Annotated in this window: 23 protein-coding genes and 4 tRNA genes; 20 read left to right on the top strand and 7 right to left on the bottom strand. The window is 38.0% G+C overall.

Annotated elements, in window-relative coordinates:
* The first annotated feature begins 15 nt into the window (after window positions 1–15).
* Together AWM68_RS04420 and AWM68_RS04415 are read left to right on the top strand one after the other, a co-directional pair.
* Window positions 16–717 carry a tRNA (adenine(22)-N(1))-methyltransferase gene (locus AWM68_RS04420; protein ID WP_066237579.1) on the top strand — a complete coding sequence of 234 codons (702 nt, stop codon included), beginning with the start codon at window positions 16–18 and terminating at the stop codon, window positions 715–717.
* Window positions 714–1,835: a Nif3-like dinuclear metal center hexameric protein gene (locus AWM68_RS04415; RefSeq protein WP_066237574.1), complete on the top strand. Its 1,122-nt coding sequence runs from the start codon at window positions 714–716 to the stop codon at window positions 1,833–1,835. The genes AWM68_RS04420 and AWM68_RS04415 overlap by 4 nt, the downstream gene beginning before the upstream one ends.
* Window positions 1,836–1,905: 70 nt before the next feature.
* On the opposite strand, the gene AWM68_RS04410 is transcribed toward AWM68_RS04415, so the two are convergent.
* Together AWM68_RS04410 and vrrA are read right to left on the bottom strand one after the other, a co-directional pair.
* Window positions 1,906–2,850 (bottom strand): 4-hydroxy-3-methylbut-2-enyl diphosphate reductase, encoded by a 945-nt coding sequence (locus AWM68_RS04410; RefSeq protein WP_066237571.1) that lies wholly within the window; start codon window positions 2,848–2,850, stop codon window positions 1,906–1,908.
* A 119-nt stretch (window positions 2,851–2,969) separates the two neighbouring features.
* Window positions 2,970–3,590, bottom strand: a complete 621-nt coding sequence (gene vrrA / locus AWM68_RS04405) for a VrrA/YqfQ family protein (RefSeq protein WP_066237568.1) — start codon at window positions 3,588–3,590, stop codon at window positions 2,970–2,972.
* Between the two features lie 176 nt (window positions 3,591–3,766).
* Between vrrA and AWM68_RS04400 the strand changes: the two genes are divergently transcribed.
* On the top strand, window positions 3,767–5,050 hold the full coding sequence (locus tag AWM68_RS04400) for a DEAD/DEAH box helicase (protein WP_066237566.1): 1,284 nt from the start codon (window positions 3,767–3,769) through the stop codon (window positions 5,048–5,050).
* Window positions 5,051–5,075: 25 nt separating this feature from the next.
* On the top strand, window positions 5,076–5,969 hold the full coding sequence (locus AWM68_RS04395) for a deoxyribonuclease IV (protein WP_066237562.1): 894 nt from the start codon (window positions 5,076–5,078) through the stop codon (window positions 5,967–5,969).
* 67 nt (window positions 5,970–6,036) lie between these two features.
* Here AWM68_RS04395 and AWM68_RS04390 read toward each other — a convergent pair whose 3' ends face one another.
* Both AWM68_RS04390 and AWM68_RS04385 read right to left on the bottom strand, forming a co-directional pair.
* On the bottom strand, window positions 6,037–6,297 hold the full coding sequence (locus AWM68_RS04390; protein ID WP_066237560.1) for a DUF2624 family protein: 261 nt from the start codon (window positions 6,295–6,297) through the stop codon (window positions 6,037–6,039).
* A gap of 168 nt (window positions 6,298–6,465) precedes the next feature.
* Entirely contained in the window at window positions 6,466–7,725 is a 1,260-nt protein-coding gene (locus tag AWM68_RS04385; protein WP_066237557.1) for an NCS2 family permease, read from the bottom strand.
* Window positions 7,726–8,015: 290 nt separating this feature from the next.
* Between AWM68_RS04385 and AWM68_RS04380 the strand changes: the two genes are divergently transcribed.
* The 9 genes from AWM68_RS04380 (at window position 8,016) to AWM68_RS04340 (ending at window position 14,294) form a co-directional block, all read left to right on the top strand.
* Window positions 8,016–8,765, top strand: a complete 750-nt coding sequence (locus AWM68_RS04380; RefSeq protein ID WP_066237554.1) for a metal ABC transporter ATP-binding protein — start codon at window positions 8,016–8,018, stop codon at window positions 8,763–8,765.
* Window positions 8,762–9,634, top strand: coding sequence for a metal ABC transporter permease (locus tag AWM68_RS04375; RefSeq protein ID WP_066237549.1), 873 nt, complete (start codon window positions 8,762–8,764; stop codon window positions 9,632–9,634). The genes AWM68_RS04380 and AWM68_RS04375 overlap by 4 nt, the downstream gene beginning before the upstream one ends.
* Window positions 9,635–9,647: 13 nt before the next feature.
* Entirely contained in the window at window positions 9,648–10,568 is a 921-nt protein-coding gene (locus AWM68_RS04370) for a metal ABC transporter substrate-binding protein (protein WP_066237548.1), read from the top strand.
* 104 nt (window positions 10,569–10,672) lie between these two features.
* Complete coding sequence (locus AWM68_RS04365) at window positions 10,673–11,326, top strand: HAD family hydrolase (RefSeq protein WP_066237544.1); 654 nt, start codon at window positions 10,673–10,675, stop codon at window positions 11,324–11,326.
* Between the two features lie 132 nt (window positions 11,327–11,458).
* On the top strand, window positions 11,459–12,235 hold the full coding sequence (locus tag AWM68_RS04360; protein WP_066237541.1) for a metal ABC transporter ATP-binding protein: 777 nt from the start codon (window positions 11,459–11,461) through the stop codon (window positions 12,233–12,235).
* 12 nt (window positions 12,236–12,247) lie between these two features.
* Complete coding sequence (locus AWM68_RS04355; protein ID WP_419865571.1) at window positions 12,248–13,096, top strand: metal ABC transporter permease; 849 nt, start codon at window positions 12,248–12,250, stop codon at window positions 13,094–13,096.
* 8 nt (window positions 13,097–13,104) lie between these two features.
* Window positions 13,105–13,518 carry a Fur family transcriptional regulator gene (locus tag AWM68_RS04350; RefSeq protein ID WP_066237819.1) on the top strand — a complete coding sequence of 138 codons (414 nt, stop codon included), beginning with the start codon at window positions 13,105–13,107 and terminating at the stop codon, window positions 13,516–13,518.
* A 70-nt stretch (window positions 13,519–13,588) separates the two neighbouring features.
* Window positions 13,589–13,801 (top strand): DUF1540 domain-containing protein, encoded by a 213-nt coding sequence (locus AWM68_RS04345; RefSeq protein ID WP_066237539.1) that lies wholly within the window; start codon window positions 13,589–13,591, stop codon window positions 13,799–13,801.
* A gap of 115 nt (window positions 13,802–13,916) precedes the next feature.
* Window positions 13,917–14,294: a DUF4190 domain-containing protein gene (locus AWM68_RS04340; protein ID WP_066237533.1), complete on the top strand. Its 378-nt coding sequence runs from the start codon at window positions 13,917–13,919 to the stop codon at window positions 14,292–14,294.
* 384 nt (window positions 14,295–14,678) lie between these two features.
* On the opposite strand, the gene ispG is transcribed toward AWM68_RS04340, so the two are convergent.
* Both ispG and AWM68_RS04330 read right to left on the bottom strand, forming a co-directional pair.
* The gene (gene ispG, locus AWM68_RS04335) at window positions 14,679–15,791 is read right to left on the bottom strand and encodes a flavodoxin-dependent (E)-4-hydroxy-3-methylbut-2-enyl-diphosphate synthase (protein ID WP_066237525.1); all 1,113 of its coding nucleotides are present in this window, start codon (window positions 15,789–15,791) and stop codon (window positions 14,679–14,681) included.
* Window positions 15,792–15,884: 93 nt separating this feature from the next.
* Window positions 15,885–16,214, bottom strand: a complete 330-nt coding sequence (locus AWM68_RS04330; RefSeq protein WP_066237522.1) for a LysM peptidoglycan-binding domain-containing protein — start codon at window positions 16,212–16,214, stop codon at window positions 15,885–15,887.
* Window positions 16,215–16,393: 179 nt separating this feature from the next.
* On the opposite strand from AWM68_RS04330, the gene AWM68_RS04325 reads away from it, so the two are divergent.
* Complete coding sequence (locus AWM68_RS04325; protein ID WP_066237520.1) at window positions 16,394–17,269, top strand: DUF1002 domain-containing protein; 876 nt, start codon at window positions 16,394–16,396, stop codon at window positions 17,267–17,269.
* Between the two features lie 244 nt (window positions 17,270–17,513).
* Here the strand turns inward: AWM68_RS04325 and AWM68_RS04320 are convergent, their stop codons facing one another.
* Entirely contained in the window at window positions 17,514–18,053 is a 540-nt protein-coding gene (locus AWM68_RS04320) for a DUF1189 family protein (protein WP_066237515.1), read from the bottom strand.
* Window positions 18,054–18,243: 190 nt separating this feature from the next.
* On the opposite strand from AWM68_RS04320, the gene AWM68_RS04315 reads away from it, so the two are divergent.
* The 6 genes from AWM68_RS04315 (at window position 18,244) to AWM68_RS04290 (ending at window position 20,904) form a co-directional block, all read left to right on the top strand.
* Window positions 18,244–19,848 (top strand): Na/Pi cotransporter family protein, encoded by a 1,605-nt coding sequence (locus AWM68_RS04315; protein WP_066237815.1) that lies wholly within the window; start codon window positions 18,244–18,246, stop codon window positions 19,846–19,848.
* A 64-nt stretch (window positions 19,849–19,912) separates the two neighbouring features.
* Window positions 19,913–20,395: a DUF456 domain-containing protein gene (locus AWM68_RS04310; RefSeq protein ID WP_066237812.1), complete on the top strand. Its 483-nt coding sequence runs from the start codon at window positions 19,913–19,915 to the stop codon at window positions 20,393–20,395.
* A 150-nt stretch (window positions 20,396–20,545) separates the two neighbouring features.
* A tRNA-Asn gene (locus AWM68_RS04305) sits at window positions 20,546–20,620 on the top strand.
* 4 nt (window positions 20,621–20,624) lie between these two features.
* Window positions 20,625–20,701: transfer RNA gene (locus AWM68_RS04300), tRNA-Met, on the top strand.
* A gap of 25 nt (window positions 20,702–20,726) precedes the next feature.
* A tRNA-His gene (locus tag AWM68_RS04295) sits at window positions 20,727–20,802 on the top strand.
* A gap of 25 nt (window positions 20,803–20,827) precedes the next feature.
* Window positions 20,828–20,904: transfer RNA gene (locus AWM68_RS04290), tRNA-Ile, on the top strand.
* Window positions 20,905–20,949: the final 45 nt, after the last annotated feature.

Below are 20,949 nucleotides of genomic sequence, written 5' to 3'. Positions count from 1 at the left end.
AAACGGTGATAAAAAATGAATTCTGAAAAATTATCAAAACGGTTGGAAAGAGTTGCATCCTTTGTACCACATAACGCAATTGTAGCGGATATTGGATCTGATCATGCTTATTTGCCTTGCTTTTTGGGACTGAAAAAAGTGATCAAAAAAGGAATTGCTGGGGAAATCACAGATGGACCATTCCTATCTGCTAAAGAACAAATAACATTAGATGGATTAAACGATATGATTGAAGTTAGAAAAGGTGATGGCCTCTCTGTTTTGGAAGAAGATGAAGCAGAAGTCGTAACGATATGCGGAATGGGTGGTTCCCTAATAACATCTATTCTTGAAAAAGGAAAAGAAAAACTCGGAAGTACTAAACGTCTTATTCTTCAGCCTAATATTGGTGCTAGGAACGTTAGGAACTGGCTACTAAAAGAGGGTTGGGTACTTGTAGATGAAGAAATCCTAAAAGAAGACGGAAAAATTTACGAAATTCTAGTTGCTGACCGAGAAGGCAGCCAGCCGTATACGGATAGCATGGATGCAGAAATTTTATTCGGACCCTTTTTATTAAAAGATCAAAATGAAGTGTTTAAAGAAAAATGGACTGGGGAAGTCGCCCAATGGAAAGCCATATTAAATCAGATGGAAAATAGCCAAGGGAAAGCATCAGAAGAAAAAAGAAAAGAGATTGAAAAAAACGTAAGACTAGCAGAGGAGTGGATTCTTTGAGTAAAGCGGCAAGCGGGCAATATATCATTTCTCTCTTAGAAAGTTTTGCACCAAAAAAGATGGCAATGGAAGGTGATCCTATTGGTTTACAGGTCGGTACACTAAATAAACCTGTAAAAAAAGTAATGATTACTCTAGATGTATTAGAAAGTGTTGTAGATGAAGCGATTGAAGGGGATGTAGATTTAATCATTGCACATCATCCATTGCTATACCGCCCTTTAAAGAAACTAGATATAAGTACTTCTAAAGGAAGAGTGATTGAAAAGCTGATCAAAAACGACATCACAGTATATGCCGCCCATACTAACCTTGATGTTACTGCTTTAGGAGTTAATGAGTGGCTGGCAAATCAACTGCAGTTAACACAAACAGAAGTGCTTTCAACTACCTATGGAGATCAGCTTGTAAAATTATCTGTCTTTGTACCCGTTTCACATGAGGAGCAGGTAAGGGAAGCGATTGGCAACGCAGGCGCAGGGCATATTGGCAACTATAGCCACTGCACCTTCACTTCTAATGGATTTGGGACATTTACCCCGCTAGAAGGAACGACACCTTACATTGGAAAACAAGGTCAATTAGAGCGGACAGAAGAAGTTAAGATTGAGTCAATCCTGCCGATATCCATTCAAAAAGCTGTAATTGCTTCAATGAAAAAAGCTCATCCATACGAAGAGGTAGCGTACGACCTTTATCCGCTTTTGAATAGAGGAAACGAGCTCGGAATAGGTAAAATCGGAAAGCTGCCTAAAGAAATGAATCTTCAAGAGTTTGTAGATCATGTTAAAAAGGTTTTTCAGATTTCAAATGTTCGTGTCATTAAGGGAAATAAGTCTTTCATAAAAAAAGTAGCTGTTGTCGGCGGAGATGGGAACAAATATATCCATTCGGCTCTTCATAAAGGTGCTGATGTTCTTGTCACAGGTGATATTTATTATCACAATGCACATGATGCACAAGAAGAAGGACTGACGATCATTGATGCAGGACATCACATTGAACAAATCATGAAAAGCGAACTTAAAAGCGTCTTAGAGAACAAGCTTGCGTCTGAAAAATATGAGACTGTTGTTGTAGAGTCCAATGTGAAAACTGATCCTTTCACGTTTATGTAGAATTCTCTTCTACCTTTATGAGGACAATAAAAAAAAGCAAAGCTGACAAAAAATCAGCTTTGCTTTCTTGTTATTTTTTTTCTTTTACTTTAGGAAGAATGCGGTTTAATGTAACTTTCCGTTCTTTTTTCCACGTTTCTTCATTCGTGGCATCATAATTTTTAAGGAAATCAATAACTTCTTTAGTTATTGGTGTAGGAGTAGAAGCACCAGATGTGATACCAACCTTTTTGACACCTTCTAACCATGCAAGGTCAATTTCTGAAACATCCGAGATTCGATAAGCAGTTGTACCCGCGATTTCTTCTGAAACTTGTGCCAAACGGTTTGAGTTATTGCTCCTAGGATCACCAACCACAAGAACCAGGTCGCAATCTCCAGCTTGATTCGCAACAGCTTCCTGTCTTACCTGTGTCGCTAAGCAAATTTCTTTATGAACCTCTGCCGAAGGATACTTCACGAGCAAGTGTTTAATGAGTTCAGCTACATCCCATTGACTCATTGTCGTTTGATTTGTAATAAGTATCTTCTCGCTTTGAACATCTAGTGCTTCTAAATCATCCATATTTTCAACGAGGTGAACAATGTGTGGAGCGATTCCGATTGCACCTTCAGGTTCAGGATGGCCTTTTTTTCCGATATAGATAATTTCATAACCTTCTTTTTCTTTTTCACGTATAAGGTCATGCGTTTTTGTTACATCTGGACATGTTGCATCTATTTCATAAAGGCCTTTTTCGTGAGCAATGCGTCTCACTTCTGGTGAAACTCCATGAGCTGTATAGATTACTGTACCTGAATCAATATTACGGATAATATCTAAGCGGTTATTTCCATCGAGTGTAATGATTCCTTCTTCTTCAAAGGCATCTGTTACATGTTTGTTGTGTACGATCATACCAAGAATATAGATAGGTCTTGGCAGTGTTGGATCATTCGCAGCTTGCCTTGCCATTACCATTGCATCCACAACGCCATAACAATACCCTCTCGGAGATATTTTTATTATTTCCATGTTTGGCTCTCTCCTTTATTCATATAAAAGACAGCACAGAGATCTATGCTGTCTTGGGAGATTTACTTCTGTATGTCTCTTATTATATAGGAGAGATCATTAGAACTCAAACACAATACTTATACATATAGCTTAGGTCCTTGCAATTGATAACCTTTAGGAACGTTTGGTTTTGGTGCAGACGGTATGAACTTTGTTCCTGGTGATGCTACTTTGCCTTTTGGTGCTGCGTTAGGTTGGGTGGGAGCTTTTGATGATTTAGGACCTGCTACAACGATCTTCTCCTCTGAGTCTGATTTTCTTTTTTCTTTCTTCTCTTTTTTCTTGGACTCAGCATTTTCTTTAACTTCATTTTTCACTACGGTCATTTCCGCTTTTTCGGAGGTATCTGCCTCAGTATCACTGTCCGACTTTTTGCTCGACCCGTTCTGGAAATCCTTAAGCGCTGTCATGATGGATGGCAGATTCCTCATAGCAGGACCGTATTGCTTGATCATTGGTCCCATCGTTTCAGCAACTTTTAGTACCTTTTGAACATTGTTCAGCATTGTGAAGACATTAGTACCGCCTGTCACACTTCCACCGTTTCCAATTGTTCCTAAAAATCGATCTACTGAACCCATCTGACGAGGCATGTGGTTCATTCCAGGCATTCCATGCATGTTTTGCATATAAGGATTTACTTGAAACGGCTGCATCGGATGCTGAGGTTGATTTGGATATCTATAAAATGGCTGCATAATTCCCCCTCCTTTCCAAAATAATACGCTCATATACAGAATATGAAATTAGAAAAACATGTGTGATATTTATCCCTGTTTTCTTCCTAATCTTAAGGATGGTTGGCGGAAATGCAAAACTTACTCTATAATACTAAAAGTGAATGAATTTATATTGAAAAAGAAAAGGTGAGCGTATGAAATCTCCGTTCGAACGGTTAAAAATAAACGAATCGCTCCAAACTGCGTTAAGCAGTATTGGATTTGAAAGACCAACGGATATACAAGAACGTGTTATTCCTGGAATTATTAATGGCCAAGACATGATCGGTCAGTCACAAACAGGTTCCGGAAAGACATTTGCTTTTCTGTTACCTCTTATGCACAGAATCGATGTAACAAAAAATGAAGTACAAGCTGTCATTACAGCTCCAACTCGTGAATTAGCTCAGCAGATTCATAACGAATTTCTTAAAATCTCTGAACATTTGCCAGAAGGAAAACAAATCCGTGCAAAAGCAATCGTGGGAGGAACAGACAGAAAGAGAATGGCCGAAAAATTGAAGACCGTTCCTCAACTTGTAATCGGTACTCCGGGACGTATTAAAGATCTTGTGAACGCGCAAGAGCTGGTTGTATTTACAGCGAATATGCTCGTAGTAGATGAAGCAGATCAGATGCTTGATATGGGCTTTATTGAAGATGTAGACTTGATTGCATCTCGTATGGCAAACGAACTTCAGATGATGGTGTTTTCTGCGACTGTACCTGAAAAATTGCAGCCCTTCTTGAAAAAATACATGCAAAATCCGAAACACGTTCATGTTGAGCCACAGCATATTACGGCAAAAGACATTAAGCATGTCCTTATTCAAGCGAAGCATAATGACAAGCTTCCTACGTTAATTAAAACAGCGAGAAATTATAATCCTTATTTTGCGATAATCTTTGCTAACACGAAAAAAGCAGTCGATGAAATTGCGGATGCAATGAGTGCAGAAGGTATGAGTGTTGAGCGCTTGCATGGTGATATTCCGCCACGAACAAGAAAAAATATCATGAAACGTGTACAAAAAGCGGAATTTCAATACCTAGTTGCAACAGATCTTGCAGCACGAGGAATCGATATTAAAGGTGTCAGCCACATCATTAACTATGAATTTCCGAAAGACCTTGATTTCTACATTCATAGAGCTGGAAGAACGGGCCGTGCTGGAATGTCAGGAATCTGTGCTTCTCTTTTTGAACAGACAGATCAGCATGCCATTCAAAAACTTAAAGAGAAAAAAATTGTTTTCCATTTAGAACAATATAAAAATGGGGAATGGGTGCCTGTAAAACCTAGTAAAAAAAGCACAGGATCAAAAGAACAAGACGGCGTGTACGTTCCAAAACCACGTAAAGTAAAACCTGGATATAAGAAGAAGATGGACGAGCAGAAAAAGAAATTAATGAAGAAGAAAAGAAGAAACATCAGATAGTTATTGTTAGAGAAGAGGGGAAAATATGATTAAACTAGGATCTCACGTTTCAATGAGCGGTAAAAAAATGCTTCTCGCTGCAAGTGAAGAAGCTGTTTCATATGGTGCCAACACTTTTATGATCTATACAGGTGCACCCCAAAACACGAGACGAAAAAAAATAGAAGACCTTAATATTGAAGCAGGAACGAAGCACATGCTTGAAAATGGCATCGTTGATATTGTCGTTCATGCTCCATATATTATCAATATCGGGAATGCCGTTAAACCTGAAACTTTTGAGCTTGGTGTTGATTTTCTAAGAAGAGAGATCGAACGAACAGATGCACTTGGAGCAAAACAGATCGTGCTTCATCCTGGGGCGCACGTTGGTGAAGGTTCTGAGGTCGGCATCAAAAAGATCATTGAAGGGCTTAATGAAGTGCTGACAAAAGAGCAAAATGTTCAAATTGCGCTAGAGACAATGGCCGGAAAAGGATCTGAATGCGGAAAGACGTTTGACGAGCTTGCGCAGATTATTGATGGCGTTACATTGAACGAAAAGCTTTCTGTTTGCTTTGATACGTGCCATACACATGATGCAGGCTATGACATCGTAAACGATTTTGATGGAGTTATGAATCAGTTTGATAAAATAATCGGTATGGATCGGATAAAAGTGTTCCACATTAACGACAGTAAAAATGTTAGCGGGGCTGCAAAAGACAGACACGAAAACATCGGCTTCGGACATATTGGATTTGATGCATTAAGTTATATTGTACATCATGATCAATTCAAGGATATTCCAAAGATCCTTGAAACACCTTATGTAGGTACTGATAAAAATAACAAAAGACCTCCTTATCAACTTGAGATCGAGATGATAAAAGCAAAGGCGTTTGACCCTGAACTTCAGAATAAATTGTTAAACGCATAAGATTTAAGCCATGCCAAATGAATCAAATCATAACAAAAAGCCGCAATCGTTCTTGCGGCTTTTTGTATTACCTATCAATATAAGTCTGAATTAAGTATTGAATATAGTTCGCTTTTTCAGGACTGACTTCTTTTGCAATAGTAGCAATGATCTGTTTACGCTGTCCAAGGTTTTTAATATCGATGGTCTGCCTTCGCAGAATGTTTACGATTTGAACGGCTTCTTTTTGAGAAATTGGAAGCTGATATTGCGCTGCCAGAGTAATCAGTTCATTCGGACTGATCGAATTTAGTTTTTGATTTACAAAATGAACGATAATTGGATTCATTTAGTAACCCCCTCCCGACTTTCTCATTCTATGAGTGAAAAGGGGAGAAAGTGCTAAAAAAAGACTTTTTTTCTAAGAGAATCAACTATACTTTCAATAACAACAAAGCTTAAGAAAACAACCTAAAAAAGACTCTGGAAATTGTCCAAAGTCTTTTTGTTTATATTTTTATACGATTGTATGAAGGATAAAATTCATAAAGAATAAAAAGGCAATAACATACATTGGCGCTGTAACTTGTTTCTTTTGCCCGGACATCCATTTAACAAGCGGATATGCGATAAATCCAAAAGCAAGACCATCGACAATGCTGTATGTTAATGGAATGAGCGCAATGATTAGAAACGATGGAAACATCTCTGTAAAATCAGCAAAAGGAATATGCTGAATCTGCTGTACCATCAAGCCGCCAATAATGATTAAGATCGGTGCAATGGCGCCATCTGGTATATAAGCAATGAAAGGAGCTGCAAATATTGAACCGATAAACAATACAGCAACGGTAATACTTGTAATCCCCGTTCTGCCGCCTTCTTGAATACCAGACGCGCTCTCTACAGTCGAAATTGTTGGACTTGTACCAAAGAGTCCTGAGACGATAGATGAAGCAGCATTAGCTTGAAAAGCTTTCGGGAATTTCTTTTGATCAGGCAACAATCCATACAACAACCCCATGTTTTCAAAAGTAATGATCATGGTTAGTGAAAATGTTGCAATCCAAAAGGACAGCTCTGTAATACCTGAAAAATCAAAAGCGAATAGCAATTCCCCAAACGGTTTAAAAGAAAATCCATCAGACATTCCTTTTACTGCTTGTGTATGACCCATAAGAAAGCCGATAAGAGTGGTAAAAGCAATACCGATTAAGAAGCTTCCTTTCACGTTCTTCAAGAACAGGGCTAGCGTAACAGCCAATCCAACAACTGTAAGAATGGCGTCAGGATGATTTAAATGCCCTAACTTCACGAAAGTAGCAGAGCTAGCTTCAATGATTCCGCCTTTTTGAAGTCCTATAAACGTTAAGAACAACCCGATTCCCACTGTAATGCTGTGTTTCAATGATTGAGGAATACTTTTAGAGAGTATATCTTTTAACGGTGTCGAAGCTGCTATTAAAAAGAAAATACCAGACATAACGACTGCTGCAAGAGCTTCTTGCCAGCTTAGGTTCATACCTTGGACAATGGTATACGTGAAAAATGCATTAACACCCATGCCCGGTGTCAGAACGATCGGAGCATTTGCATATAGCCCCATGATTAAACATCCTACAACAGAAGTAAGAATTGTAGCGAGTACAACACCCTCATAGGGCATTCCAGCATCTGCTAATATTAGTGGGTTAACGACAATAATATAAGCGATTGTGAAAAATGATGTAAGACCTGCTAATACTTCTTTTTTAAGTGAAACATTATTTTGTTCCATTTGTTCCTTCCTTAATACTGTAAAACAACCCTCTCCCACCCAGCAGTTTCCTGCCAGAATTGATTATATAGCAAATGTAGAAATAAGGCTAGAAAAAATCGTTTACAATTTTGTGTCCACCCTATATAATTTGACTTAAGTAAAAAAGTTGCCTGAAGGAAACAATTCTCATGTCAAAATAGTCACTATCCTTCTTTTTATTTCATACATTGTGGTGGAACTATTTTTTTATCTAAAAGTTGCTCTGGGGCAAAAAAAGTTACCGAGCGAAAAAAGGAGGTCTTTTTTCCGTGGAATGTGCATTAAAGATTGAACAATTATATGTTTCATACTTAGGAAATCAAGTTGTTAAAGATATATCCTTTTCAGTGGAAAGAGGAAGTTTAGTCGGTATTATAGGACCGAACGGAGCAGGTAAGTCCAGTATGATGAAAGCGGCATTAAATTTAATATCTAAAGATAAGGGTGAAATCCAAATTTTTGGTGAGCCGCTGAGAAAGTGGAAAAAAAGAATTGCTTATGTTCCGCAGCGTTCAGACATCGATTGGGATTTTCCGATCACAGTATTTGATGTCGTTCTTCTTGGTACTTATCCAAAACTAGGACTATTTAAAAGACCATCAAAAGGTGATCGACAATGGGCTTATGAATGTTTGAAGACAGTAGGGATGGAATCATTCAGTAACAGGCAGATCGGTGAACTTTCAGGAGGACAGCAGCAAAGGGTATTCCTTGCCAGAGCACTTGCTCAAAATGCAGAGTTGTTCTTTCTGGATGAACCATTTGTTGGTATTGATGTCGCAAGTGAAGAAACAATCATTCATATCTTAAGGGATCTAAAAAAAGAAGGAAAAACGATACTAGTCGTGCATCATGATTTAAGCAAAGCAGAGTCTTATTTTGATCACTTGCTTCTGCTGAACAAAAATATGATTCATTACGGTGCTTCTGAAGAAGTTCTTCAGCCAGAGGTGATTACAAAAGCTTACGCTAATCAGTTTTCATTTCTTCAGCCTAAAGGGGTGAATGTGACAACATGAGTATTTTTGAATTCTTTCAAGCACTGCTGCAGTATGAATTTTTACAAAAAGCACTCTTTACGTCAGTGGTAGTAGGGATCATTTGTGGAATTGTAGGATGCTTTATCATCTTAAGAGGCATGGCTTTAATGGGTGATGCCATCTCTCACGCGGTGTTACCAGGAGTTGCAATCAGCTATATGCTAGGCATCAACTTTTTCTTTGGAGCCGTCCTGACAGGTGTGCTTACAGCTATCGGAATCGGCTATGTAAGCCAAAACAGCAGGATTAAGCATGATATGGCGATCGGCATCATGTTCACAAGCATGTTTGCTGTGGGAATCGTAATCATCACGATGATGAAAAGTTCTGCAGATTTATATCACATTCTCTTTGGTAATGTTCTTGCTGTAAGGATGAGTGACATGTGGATCACCCTTGGCATCGGCTTATTAGTGATCGGGCTGGTCGTTCTTTTCTACAAAGAGCTGCTCGTTTCAACTTTCGATCCAACAATGGCACAAAGCTACGGACTGCCTAATAAATGGATACACTATGCGCTGATGGCTGTACTAACAATGGTTACGGTTGCTTCTCTTCAGACCGTTGGAATCGTTCTTGTCGTTGCCATGTTGATCACGCCTGCAGCAACAGCTTACCTGTTAACAAACCGATTGTCGGTGATGATTTATCTGTCTGCAATAATCGGAGTTATTTCATCTGTATTCGGTTTATATTTCAGCTTTACTTACAACTTAGCATCAGGTGCCACGATCGTTTTAGTATCAGCTTTTCTTTTTGCCCTTGCGTTTTTCTTCAGCCCGTCTCAAGGCTTAGTATGGAAAGCGCATAAATCAAGAAAAAACAGACTAGAGCTGATGGAGAAGTAGGGAGGATGATTATATGTTCAAAAGAATAGCAAGTCTCATTTTAGCTGGGTCATTATTAACAGCTGCAGCAGGCTGCAGCTCTGACAAAGATGATTCAGAAAAAGTAGAAGTCGTTACTACTTACTCCATCATTTATGACTTGGTTAAAAATGTTGGTGGAGACAAAGTCGACGTTCATAGCTTAGCGCCGATCGGTTCGAATCCGCATGAATACGATCCGCTGCCAGAAGATGTTTTAAAAACAACTGACGCAGATGTTGTCTTTTTTAACGGGTTAAATTTAGAAGAAGGAAATTCATGGTTTAATAAGTTATTAAAAACATCTAATAAAGATGGGAAAGATGCGCCTGTCTACCGTGTGAGTGAAGGCGTTAAAGCTATCCACTTAGAATCAAAAGGACTTGAAAAACAATATGATCCGCATGCTTGGTTAAATATTGAGAATGGCATAATCTATGTGGAAAACATTCGGGATGCACTAATGAAAGAGGATCCAGAAAACAAAGAGTACTATAAGAATAATGCTGAAAAGTACATTGGTGAATTAAAAGCACTTCACGACAAGACTGTTTCAGAGATAAATAAAATCCCGAAAGAAAAACGTGTACTTGTTACGAGTGAAGGAGCATTTAAATACTTTGGAGAAGCTTACAATGTGGATACAGCTTACGTTTGGGAGATCAATTCAGAAAACCAAGGTTCCCCACAACAGATCAAAAGGCTGGTTGATCTGCTCAAAGAACGAAACGTTCCTTCCTTGTTTGTAGAAACAAGCGTCGACGCTAGAAGTATGGAAACTGTCTCTAAAGAAACAGGTATACCTATTTCAGGAAAAGTGTTTACAGACTCACTAGGGAAACCAGGTAAAGATGGAGACACATACAAAAAAATGATGGAATGGAACACAAAAACCGTTATTGAAGGATTAAACTAAGAATCAAATATAGAAGCTGAGTAGCCTTCAGCTTCTATTTTTTTATTTTCTATAAATTTACTTTATAATGGGAGATGTTAGTTCAAAAGTAAGGTGGTTATTGTATGAAATTAAAAGCGGTTTGTTTCGATATGGATGGTGTAGTTGTTGATACAATGCATCATCATGTTGAAGCATGGCGTTATGCATTTAATAAAAAAGGCTATGATCATGATGAGCATGTTTTTTACATAAGAGAAGGAATGCCGGGTAAGAAGACAATTAAGGATGTTTTTGAAGTTTTTAATGTAGATGCTTCGGAAGAAATCATTGAAGATATATATGTACAAAAGAGAGACTATTTTAAAAAGAATGCCCAATACGAGTTTATAGAAGAAACCATTTCAACGCTTAACCTTTTGCAAAAACACCATATTCCGATCGCTTTAGTAACAGGAAGCAGAAAAGAATTCGTCGCTGAAGTGTTGCAAAAACTTCCGATCACATTTCATACGATCATTACGGGCGATGACGTGAAAGAAGGAAAGCCTGCGCCTGAACCGTATTTATTAGCCATGGAGCAACACCCGTTCAGCCCATCCGAGTGGCTGGTTATTGAGAATGCACCACTTGGCATCCAATCTGCGAAAAGTGCTGGTGCTTATTGTTTAGCCGTAGAAACAACGCTTGAGCAAAAGTACTTAAAAGGTGCCGATCAAATCGTAGAATCAAAAGACTTAGAACGGACCGTTGAAAGTCTGTTAAAAGGCGTTGAGTAAAATATGTCCATCTTCAATTGACAGCATGTCACTTAGGCATGTTGTTTTACTTTGTTAAGATTTCGTGTATACTATGAGACAGTCTAAATCGTACTCATTACTACTTATTATTCATTTTCACGGAGGTTAGTCATGGAGAACAACGGAAATTCAATAGCCATTCGTGTAGATGATTTATCGTTCCATTATGGTGATAAGAATGTACTTCAGCATGTAACAATGGAAATTAAAAAAGGATCTTTTTTAGGGCTTGTTGGTCCGAATGGGTCAGGTAAATCTACACTGATTAAATGTATCTTAGGTCTGCAGAAGCCTCAGCAGGGGCAAGTTTACCTTTTTGGAGAAAAAGTAAATAAATTTAATGATTGGGATAAGATCGGCTACGTTTCGCAAAAAGCAAACAGTTTTAATACCGCATTTCCCGCAACAGCATTTGAAGTTGTTTCCATGGGACTTTTCGGTAAAGTTGGTTTGTTTCGTTTTTTAAAACCATCGGATAAAAAGAAAGTATGGGATGCTCTAAAATCTGTGAACATGGATAAATCTGCACACCAGAATATTGGTGAACTCTCTGGCGGTCAACAGCAACGAATCTTTATCGCTCGGGCGTTAGTTAGCGACCCTGAGCTTTTAATCTTAGATGAACCGACTGTCGGTGTTGACACAGAGTCAACAGAATCCTTTTATAAGATGTTAAAAGATCTGCATCATGATAACAATATGACACTTGTCTTAGTTACACATGATGTAGGGGTTATGACAAGTTATGTAACAGATGTAGCTTGCTTAAACAAGCAAGTTCACTTTCATGGCAATACAAAAGAATTTGAGGAGAGTTCTTCTGATAAAATGTCTGCTTTTTATGGACATCATGTTCATGTTCTCCACCATGATCATGAGCAGAAGTAAGGGGATGAATGAATCGTGCCGTTTTTAAAATATGAATTTTTACAAAACGCCTTCTTAACCGGAATAATGGTAGGACTGCTTGCTCCTGTGTTAGGAGTCTTTATTGTAGTTAGGAGGCAAGCTTTAATTGCAGATGCACTTTCTCATATTACTTTAGCGGGAATAGCAGCAAACTTGTTATTAGGAAAGTGGTCTTCATTCTTTGCAGCAGCTAACCCTATATATCTCGGGATGGCTTTTTCAGTTGGGGGAGCTATTTTTATCGAACAGCTTAGAAAGGTGTACAAACATTACGAAGAACTTGCTATACCGATTATCATGTCAGCGGGGATAGGTCTAAGTGTTATCTTTATTTCAATGGCAGATGGATTCAACACTGATCTGTTCAATTACCTATTTGGGAGTATTATCGCGGTTAAGAAGTCAGATGTTTGGACTGTATTTGCTATTCTTATTGTTGTACTTTTATTTGTTTTCTTTATGTACAAAGAACTGTTCGTCCTCTCTTTTGACGAAGAACAAGGGAAACTCTCTGGTATACGAAGCAGTTGGATCTTAGTTGCTTTTATGGCCATTACGGCTTTGGTTATTGCAGCATCAATGAAAATAGTGGGTATTCTTCTTGTCTCTGCGCTTATGACGCTGCCGGTTGCGGCAAGTATCCGAATTGCAAAAGGATTTAAGCAGGCAATCTGGTTATCCGTGCTTTTTGGAGAGATTGCTGTAATTTCAGGGATGTTTCTTTCTTACTATCTCGATCTGGCTTCTGGAGGAACCATTGTTTTATGCCTTGTTGTTATTTTATGTTTAAGCATCCTTTATAAAAAATTTACAGGTTCCAGAAAGGTGGGTCACTTGTGAAATTTTCCATAACGATCGATAAAGCAATGGAGATTCTTAAAGAGAACGGTTATAAGTATACAGAAAAAAGAAAAGACCTGATTTCGCTATTTGCCGAAGAAAAAAGGTATCTTTCAGCAAAAGATGTACAAGAAGCCCTGAAAGAAAAATATCCTGGTCTTAGTTTTGATACGATCTATCGAAATCTAACAACCTTCGTTGATTTAGAATTGCTTGAAGAAACCGAATGGGAAGGTGAAAGAAAGTTTAGATTTACGTGTGCACACAATGAACACCATCATCATTTGATCTGTCTCACCTGTGGCAGTACAAAATCGATTCACACTTGCCCGATGGAAGTTTTGAACAGTGAACTTAATGGGTTTGACGTAACAGGTCATAAGTTTGAGATTTACGGGTATTGTACGGATTGCAGAGATTAAATTTTTTGTTTGTAAAACAAGTATGTTCCTCCTTTTATTTAGCCAAGCTAAAGTGAAAGGAGGTTTTTTTATGCCTGAAGTAAAATGTAATGTATCGAATTGTACCTATTGGGGTGAAGGCAATAACTGTGTAGCAGATGCCATTCTTGTTGAGATCGACAAGCATGCAAATATGTCTATTGATATGAGCGCTGATGGTAACCTCCATGGAGATGCCGCTCATAAAGATTCTGCTTATGAAACAGCTGAAACTTGTTGTCATACATTTAAACCAAAGCACTAAACGACGAGGCCATTATGTGGCCTCTTTTTTTTTGCCCATAACTTAACATCTATGAAATATCTCTTTTAAAGCCATAATAAGAACGCTCCTTAAGACTAAAAGAGGGGGAATCATCATGGCATACGAAAGAGATGAACGTAATTTAAATGAAGCTGACTTTCGTGAAGAGATGGCGGCTGAAGCTGTACCTGTTCCTGTGAGAAGTGATCTGACACTACCTGAAAATGAGCAGCCTCGTTATGCAGATAGAGACAAAGATCACCGACATGAACACGAAGGAAACCGTGAAAGGGCAGGCGGAAAAGCGGCTGGAATGATCGCAATTATTCTTTCTGTCTTATCCCTGTTCATACTACCCGTGTTATTTGGAGCGGCAGGTATTATCGTTGGTTTTATTGCCAGAAGACAAGGTGCACATTCGCTTGGTAACTGGGCGATCGGAATTGGTATCGTATCGATAATCATTTCGTTGTTTTTCGCACCATTCTTTTAAAGGATGAAGGAGCAAAGGAGAAGCTGAGGCTTCTTCTTTTTTGTATGTAATTTCGAGGAATTTATTGATAGATAATGGTTAATATGAAATTATAGCGATTAATGTGAAATAAATTCAAATAATGTGAAATTATTTCAATTAACCTGAAATTATTTCAAATAACATGAAATTAAGAAGTACTAATCATTGTTTGTATAAATGAGATGAACATAGATATAATTTGTATGTTTCTCGCGTACACGCCCATTATAAAATGAGCAACGTTTTTCTCAATCAATGAGATTTGCGTTCATGTTCGCTTATTTCCTGCAGAAAAACGGAACTACATACACTTAATAAATCCTGTTCAACAAAAAAGCCCCCAATAGAGGGAGCTTTCGTAAATTATACTTGCTGTGCAGCTGCTTCAGCTTTTAACTTTTCTTCATGTGCTTTTGCTAAAATATCAACTTCTTTTTTAAGTTCATCTAAAAGCTGATCTTCAGGTATTTTTCGTACGATTTCTCCATGACGGAATAATAATCCTTCTCCTCGAGCACCTGCTATTCCGATATCTGCTTCACGTGCCTCACCAGGTCCGTTTACAGCACAGCCTAGTACTGCTACTTTAATTGGAGCACGTACATTAGAGATATACTCTTCAACTTCGTTAGCTATTGAAATTAAGTCGATTTCAATTCGGCCGCAAGTTGGACAAGAGATCAAGGTAGCTGCGTCAGATAAAAGTCCGAATGATTTCAATAACTCACGAGCTACTTTCACTTCTTCAACGGGGTCGGCACTTAGCGAAATACGTAGTGTATTCCCTATGCCTTTATGAAGAATAGCTCCAAGTCCCGCAGCACTCTTAACTGTACCAGCAAAAAGTGTACCAGATTCAGTAATACCAAGGTGCAGCGGGTAGTCAAATGCTTTTGAAGCTTTCTCATAAGCTTCAATCGCTAAATTAACATCAGATGCTTTCATTGAAACGATAATATCATGAAAATCAAGTTCCTCTAGAATTTTGATATGGTGCAGTGCACTTTCTACCATGCCATCTGCCGTTGGATATCCGTACTTTTCAAGATATTTCTTTTCAAGAGAACCTGCGTTAACACCAATTCGAATGGGAATCCCTTTAGCTTTTGCTGCTTTTACAACAGCTTCGACCTTTTCACGGCGTCCGATGTTACCTGGATTGATTCTGATCTTGTCAGCTCCGCCTTCGATCGCTTTAAGAGCAAGTTTATAATCAAAATGAATGTCCACTACAAGCGGGATATTAATTCTTTTCTTTATATCTGCTATCGCTTCAGCAGCGCGCATGTCTGGACATGCTACACGTACGACCTGACAGCCAGCTTCTTCTAGGCGTTTAATTTCAGCTACTGTAGCTTCTACATCATGTGTCTTCGTTGTTGTCATACTCTGAACAATAACCTGGTTAGTTCCACCTATTGTTAATGGTCCTACTTTTACAGGTCTTGTTTTAGAACGGTGGGTGATTTCACTCATTTGGTGAATCGCTCCTTTTTTCAAATTGACAGTATTAGTCTGTCCTATCATCAGTTCATTTTAGCAGGGATTATTTTGTTTTGACAAGTAATGTTATCTATCCACTTTATTATATAGCGGGAATTTATATGATTTTCCTAATTGAATATTTTCTGGGTTCACCCCAGGATTTAGTGATTTGAAGTCTTTTATCATCGACACAATCGAATAATTCCCACTCGTATTTAGCTTCTCAACAACAGAGATTAAAGTTTCTCCAGGTTTAACCTCATATGCCTCGTATGATTTGTTTTGCTTTTTTTCTGTTTTTATTTCCGCGTTTGCATTTGCAGAAGTAGACTGAGGGAGTGTACCAATTTTTAAATCGTAGGCTACAACGTACAAAATAAGCATGATCGCACAAGCTCTCAAGAATCGTTTCATAAATTCCCTCTCCTTTCGCATAATTTCCCATATAAGACTATATGCTTGTCCATCTTTAATATGACAAGTTAAAAGTGACTTCTAGATAAACGTTGGTGTAAAATGGAAAGGCAGGAAGGACAGAAAAAAATACATTTCTGCGTATCTTTGTAGATGTACCGATTGGAGAGGTGAAAAGAATGAAAAAGGCAAAAGTACTTGCGCTGCTTTCTGTAATGGCTGCAGCATTGTTTATTGCCCCGTTAAAAATGTTTGCAGACGCAGCACCTGGGGATGTTATCGTTACACTTGGACAAAACTTAACAGAAGAACAAAAGAACAGTTTATTAAAAGAGATGGATGTATCTGCTGATGTAGAGACTGTTACAGTTACAAATGAAGAAGAACACCAATATCTAGGTGAATATATATCAAAAGCTCAGATTGGATCAAAAGCGATCTCATCATCAAAGATCACAATTGGTAAAAAAGATCAGGGATTGTCTGTTGAAACAAACAATATAAACTGGGTAACAGAAGAGATGTATATGAATGCATTAACGACTGCAGGTGTTACAGATGCTGAGATCTATGTAACAGCACCTTTTGAAGTGTCAGGAACAGCAGCGTTAACGGGTATTCTTAAAGCATATGAAACAACAGCTCAGATTGAGATTCCAGAAGCACAAAAACAAGTAGCTAACGAAGAAATGGTTAAAACCGCTAAATTAGGAGAAAGAATCGGTACAGAAGAGGCAACTGAGTTAATGACTCGTGTTAAAGAAGAAATCGCAAAAAATCCGGTTCAGTCAGAAGAAGATCTGCGAGCTTTAATCGAAAAAGTGGCAAAAGATATGGGGATTGAACTGACTCAAGATGAATTAAATGGGCTTCTTGCGCTATTCAATAAGATGAAAGAGTTAGACATTGACTGGAATCAAGTTCAGAGCGATCTTAAGAACATTAGTGAAAACCTTGGAGACTTCTTAAACAAGGAAGAGACACAATCGTTCATTCAAAAAATCATCGACTTTCTTATCGCACTGATTGATGCGGTAAAATCACTCTTTAAATAGACAGTAAAAAAAAGCGGCTTCGTGGCCGCTTTTTTTATTTTCTTATTTCTAAATGCATACAACACACTCGTTTTTCCAGTTCAACCTTTTGTCGAAAAGCCTATAAAATGTGTTGAAAACTTATAAATTTTTTTGAAGACCTATAAAAAAAATTGAAGACCTATAAATAATTTTGAAGACCTATAAATAATTTTGAAGACCTATAAATGATTTTTCTGGCCATACATGATGTGTCTACAAGCCCTCATTTTTTTGAAGGTGTCTTGGAAATAGCAAGTATGCAAATAACGAGTGATATGAGCCAAAACCAGATAAAAGAGTAAGGAATCTGTACATTTAGAGTAAAAAGTATTGTTAACAAAACAGATGGCAAGGTAATGGAGTAACAGGACATGACCCAAAGATGTCTATACGAAAGTCTTTTACCAAAAAATTTTGCTGCAGGAATTGCAATACCCGCTAATATAGAAGAACCTGTAAACAATAGACCAGAGAATAGAACATACATTACTACATATATAACGGCAACGATAATAGGAAAAATACCATCCAGTGAAGAAGCGAAATTTTGCATTTGATCTGGATTTAAGCCAAAGCTATCAAAATTGGACAATGGCTGTTTATCGGAAAAAAGGGTTAATAAGAAAACGATTAATACAGGTGCGATACATAATAAAGTAAGTAATAAGACATAAAGAATCGTACTGCCTACGCCAACTAATCTTAACTGAGCGATCGACGTAAATGAATATAAACTTTTAACAAAACGGATATGTAGTTTCATCAAAATACTCCTTTGTTTACTGACCTTAAATAGTTTACATGAACCCTTCCCTTTCGACAATAAGAATCAATTGTAAAGGTAATGTTACAAATTGCGTTTTTTTATTTACACAAACTATACAAATAGAGATAATGGCAAAGGTTGATAAATGATAGTTAATAAGGAGCTGTAAACATTGAATTATCAAGAAATGTTATTTCAATTTATCGGAGGACTGGGGATCTTCTTATTTGGTATTAAGTACATGGGAGATGGCCTTCAAAATTCAGCAGGAGACCGATTACGAGAAATACTTGATAAATTAACAACAAATCCTTTTATGGGAGTTTTAGCAGGGATATTTGTAACAGTATTAATACAAAGTAGCTCAGGAACGACCGTGTTAACAGTTGGGCTTGTAAACGCAGGTTTCTTAACCTTAAGGCAAGCGATCGGTGTTATCATGGGAGCAAACATTGGTACTACGGTTACGTCCTTTATCATCGGTATCGATGTTGGTGAGTATGCATTACCAATTATCGCAGTAGGATCCATCTTAATCTTTTTCTTTAAGAATCCGAAGTTTAACTATTTTGGGCAGATTACGTTTGGTTTTGGTGCGTTATTCTTAGGTCTTGAACTTATGGGTGACGGAATGAAACCGCTACGCAGCCTTCAAGCATTTCAAGATTTAACAGTCTCAATGAGTGACAATCCAATACTTGGGGTTGTGATTGGTACGCTATTCACTGTAATTGTTCAATCTTCAAGTGCAACCATTGGAATACTGCAAGAACTTTATTCTCAAAATATGATTGACCTTAAAGCGGCACTGCCTGTATTGTTCGGTGATAATATTGGTACTACGATTACGGCAATTTTAGCAGCTATCGGTACTACAGTTGCAGCAAGACGTGCTGCTCTTACGCATGTAATCTTCAACTTGCTTGGAACAGTTATCTTTTTAATCGTACTTGTTCCTTTCAGGCACTATATTGAATTCTTATCAGGGAAGCTTAACTTGGAACCAGCAATGCAAATTGCATTTGCACACGGTACATTCAATATCACGAACGTTTTGATACAATTCTGGTTCATAGGATTATTAGCTATAATCGTAACAAAATTAATTAAAGGTGAAGATGTATTGATCGAGTACAAAGCGAAACATCTTGACGAGATCGTATTAGAGACTTCACCATCATTAGCAATCAGACAAGCTAAACAAGAAATTATTCGTATGGCTAACTATTCTCAGGCAGGATTGAAAGAAGCTATCGCCTATTTAAATGAAAAAGATAAAAAGAATTCTGATCTTGCTCTTCAATATGAAGAAGCAATCAATAATTTAGATCGCCAGATAACATCTTATCTTGTTAAACTTTCTGCACATCCGTTAACACCTCAAGAATCAAATGAACATTCAATGTTGCTAGACACATCCCGTGACATTGAACGTATTGGGGACCATATGGAGAATATTATTGAACTTGTTGATTATCAACTGCGTAATAATGTTCGTTTGACAGACACGGCTAAACAAGATTTAGATGAAATGTTTGCTCTTACGGTTTCAACAGTCGATAAGGCCGTTAAAGCATTAGAAGAAGGAAACATTGAACTCGCTAACGAAGTACTCGGATTAGAGGATAAAATCGATAAAATGGAACGTACACTTCGTAAACAGCACATTATGCGTATGAACGAAGGACTTTGTGACGGAAATGCCGGTATTGTGTTTGTTGATATCGTAAGTAACCTAGAAAGAATAGGGGACCACGCCGTTAACATTGCAGAAGCTGTATTAGAAAAGTAAAATGAAGCCAGGAGGCAAATCCTCCTGGCTATTTATTTGGTCTTTAATGCGAAAGGAGAAAGAAGTGGACTATTTATTTTGGTTTTTAATTGGTTTAGCGTTTGTTATCAGTTTTATTGCTTTAATCTATCCAATCCTACCTGGAGTGTTATTTTTAGCTGCTGGTTTTTTAATTTATGGATTCGCTTTTTCTTTTGAGCCGTTTACGCCATTATTTCTTACGGTGCAGATTTTATTGTTTATTAGTTTGTTTGTTGTTGACTACTTAGGAAATGCATATGCAGTAAAGAAAAAAGGAGGATCTAAAGCGGCTTTATGGGGAAGTACGATTGGATTGATTGCTGGGCCGTTTGTAATACCTGTTGCCGGGATTCTCATTGGTCCATTTCTAGGTGCTGTAATCGCAGAACTTCTTTTTCAAAGAAAAGGAATGAAGTCAGCCGTTTCTGTCGGTATTGGTACAGTGCTTGCTTTCGTAGGAACAACACTGATCAAAGTCTTTACTCAAGCTTTAATGATTGGTTACTTTTATTATCAAGTATTATAAAACGTCATTGATTAAAGCTGTTAAGCGTGTTATATTATTTTTGTTGTAAAAAACATGTGTTCGTTACACATGCATTTTAAAAATGTTATTGACATTAATTACGGTAACGTGATATAGTAGTTCTTGTCCTTAACAAAGTTAAGACGTTATTCCACAGTAGCTCAGTGGTAGAGCTATCGGCTGTTAACCGATCGGTCGTAGGTTCGAGTCCTACCTGTGGAGCCATTTTGGCGGTGTAGCTCAGCTGGCTAGAGCGTACGGTTCATACCCGTGAGGTCGTGGGTTCGACTCCCTCCGCCGCTACCAAAATGTTTATATTTTAATCACGATGGCGGTCGTGGCGAAGTGGTTAACGCATCGGATTGTGGTTCCGACATTCGGGGGTTCGATTCCCCTCGTCCGCCCCATAACACTTACATAAGTTTCATCTTTGGACCCTTAGCTCAGTTGGTCAGAGCGGTCGGCTCATAACCGATTGGTCGTAGGTTCGAGTCCTACAGGGTCCACCATATAATCGAGGAGGTATACCCAAGTCCGGCTGAAGGGATCGGTCT

Source organism: Fictibacillus phosphorivorans (assembly GCF_001619875.1).
Taxonomy (GTDB): domain Bacteria; phylum Bacillota; class Bacilli; order Bacillales; family Fictibacillaceae; genus Fictibacillus; species Fictibacillus phosphorivorans_B.
Note: the sequence above shows the minus strand (reverse complement) of the source record. Positions and strands in the feature narration are given on the sequence as shown.

Excerpts from the sequence above, each read along its gene's own strand:
- AWM68_RS04420 (WP_066237579.1), top strand. The coding sequence starts at position 16 with ATGAATTCTGAAAAATTATCAAAACGGTTGGAAAGAGTTGCATCCTTT.
- AWM68_RS04410 (WP_066237571.1), bottom strand. The coding sequence starts at position 2,850 with ATGGAAATAATAAAAATATCTCCGAGAGGGTATTGTTATGGCGTTGTG.
- vrrA (WP_066237568.1), bottom strand. The coding sequence starts at position 3,590 with ATGCAGCCATTTTATAGATATCCAAATCAACCTCAGCATCCGATGCAG.
- AWM68_RS04400 (WP_066237566.1), top strand. The coding sequence starts at position 3,767 with ATGAAATCTCCGTTCGAACGGTTAAAAATAAACGAATCGCTCCAAACT.
- AWM68_RS04395 (WP_066237562.1), top strand. The coding sequence starts at position 5,076 with ATGATTAAACTAGGATCTCACGTTTCAATGAGCGGTAAAAAAATGCTT.
- AWM68_RS04390 (WP_066237560.1), bottom strand. The coding sequence starts at position 6,297 with ATGAATCCAATTATCGTTCATTTTGTAAATCAAAAACTAAATTCGATC.
- AWM68_RS04385 (WP_066237557.1), bottom strand. The coding sequence starts at position 7,725 with ATGGAACAAAATAATGTTTCACTTAAAAAAGAAGTATTAGCAGGTCTT.
- AWM68_RS04375 (WP_066237549.1), top strand. The coding sequence starts at position 8,762 with ATGAGTATTTTTGAATTCTTTCAAGCACTGCTGCAGTATGAATTTTTA.
- AWM68_RS04370 (WP_066237548.1), top strand. The coding sequence starts at position 9,648 with ATGTTCAAAAGAATAGCAAGTCTCATTTTAGCTGGGTCATTATTAACA.
- AWM68_RS04365 (WP_066237544.1), top strand. The coding sequence starts at position 10,673 with ATGAAATTAAAAGCGGTTTGTTTCGATATGGATGGTGTAGTTGTTGAT.
- AWM68_RS04360 (WP_066237541.1), top strand. The coding sequence starts at position 11,459 with ATGGAGAACAACGGAAATTCAATAGCCATTCGTGTAGATGATTTATCG.
- AWM68_RS04345 (WP_066237539.1), top strand. The coding sequence starts at position 13,589 with ATGCCTGAAGTAAAATGTAATGTATCGAATTGTACCTATTGGGGTGAA.
- AWM68_RS04340 (WP_066237533.1), top strand. The coding sequence starts at position 13,917 with ATGGCATACGAAAGAGATGAACGTAATTTAAATGAAGCTGACTTTCGT.
- ispG (WP_066237525.1), bottom strand. The coding sequence starts at position 15,791 with ATGAGTGAAATCACCCACCGTTCTAAAACAAGACCTGTAAAAGTAGGA.
- AWM68_RS04330 (WP_066237522.1), bottom strand. The coding sequence starts at position 16,214 with ATGAAACGATTCTTGAGAGCTTGTGCGATCATGCTTATTTTGTACGTT.
- AWM68_RS04325 (WP_066237520.1), top strand. The coding sequence starts at position 16,394 with ATGAAAAAGGCAAAAGTACTTGCGCTGCTTTCTGTAATGGCTGCAGCA.
- AWM68_RS04320 (WP_066237515.1), bottom strand. The coding sequence starts at position 18,053 with ATGAAACTACATATCCGTTTTGTTAAAAGTTTATATTCATTTACGTCG.
- AWM68_RS04315 (WP_066237815.1), top strand. The coding sequence starts at position 18,244 with ATGTTATTTCAATTTATCGGAGGACTGGGGATCTTCTTATTTGGTATT.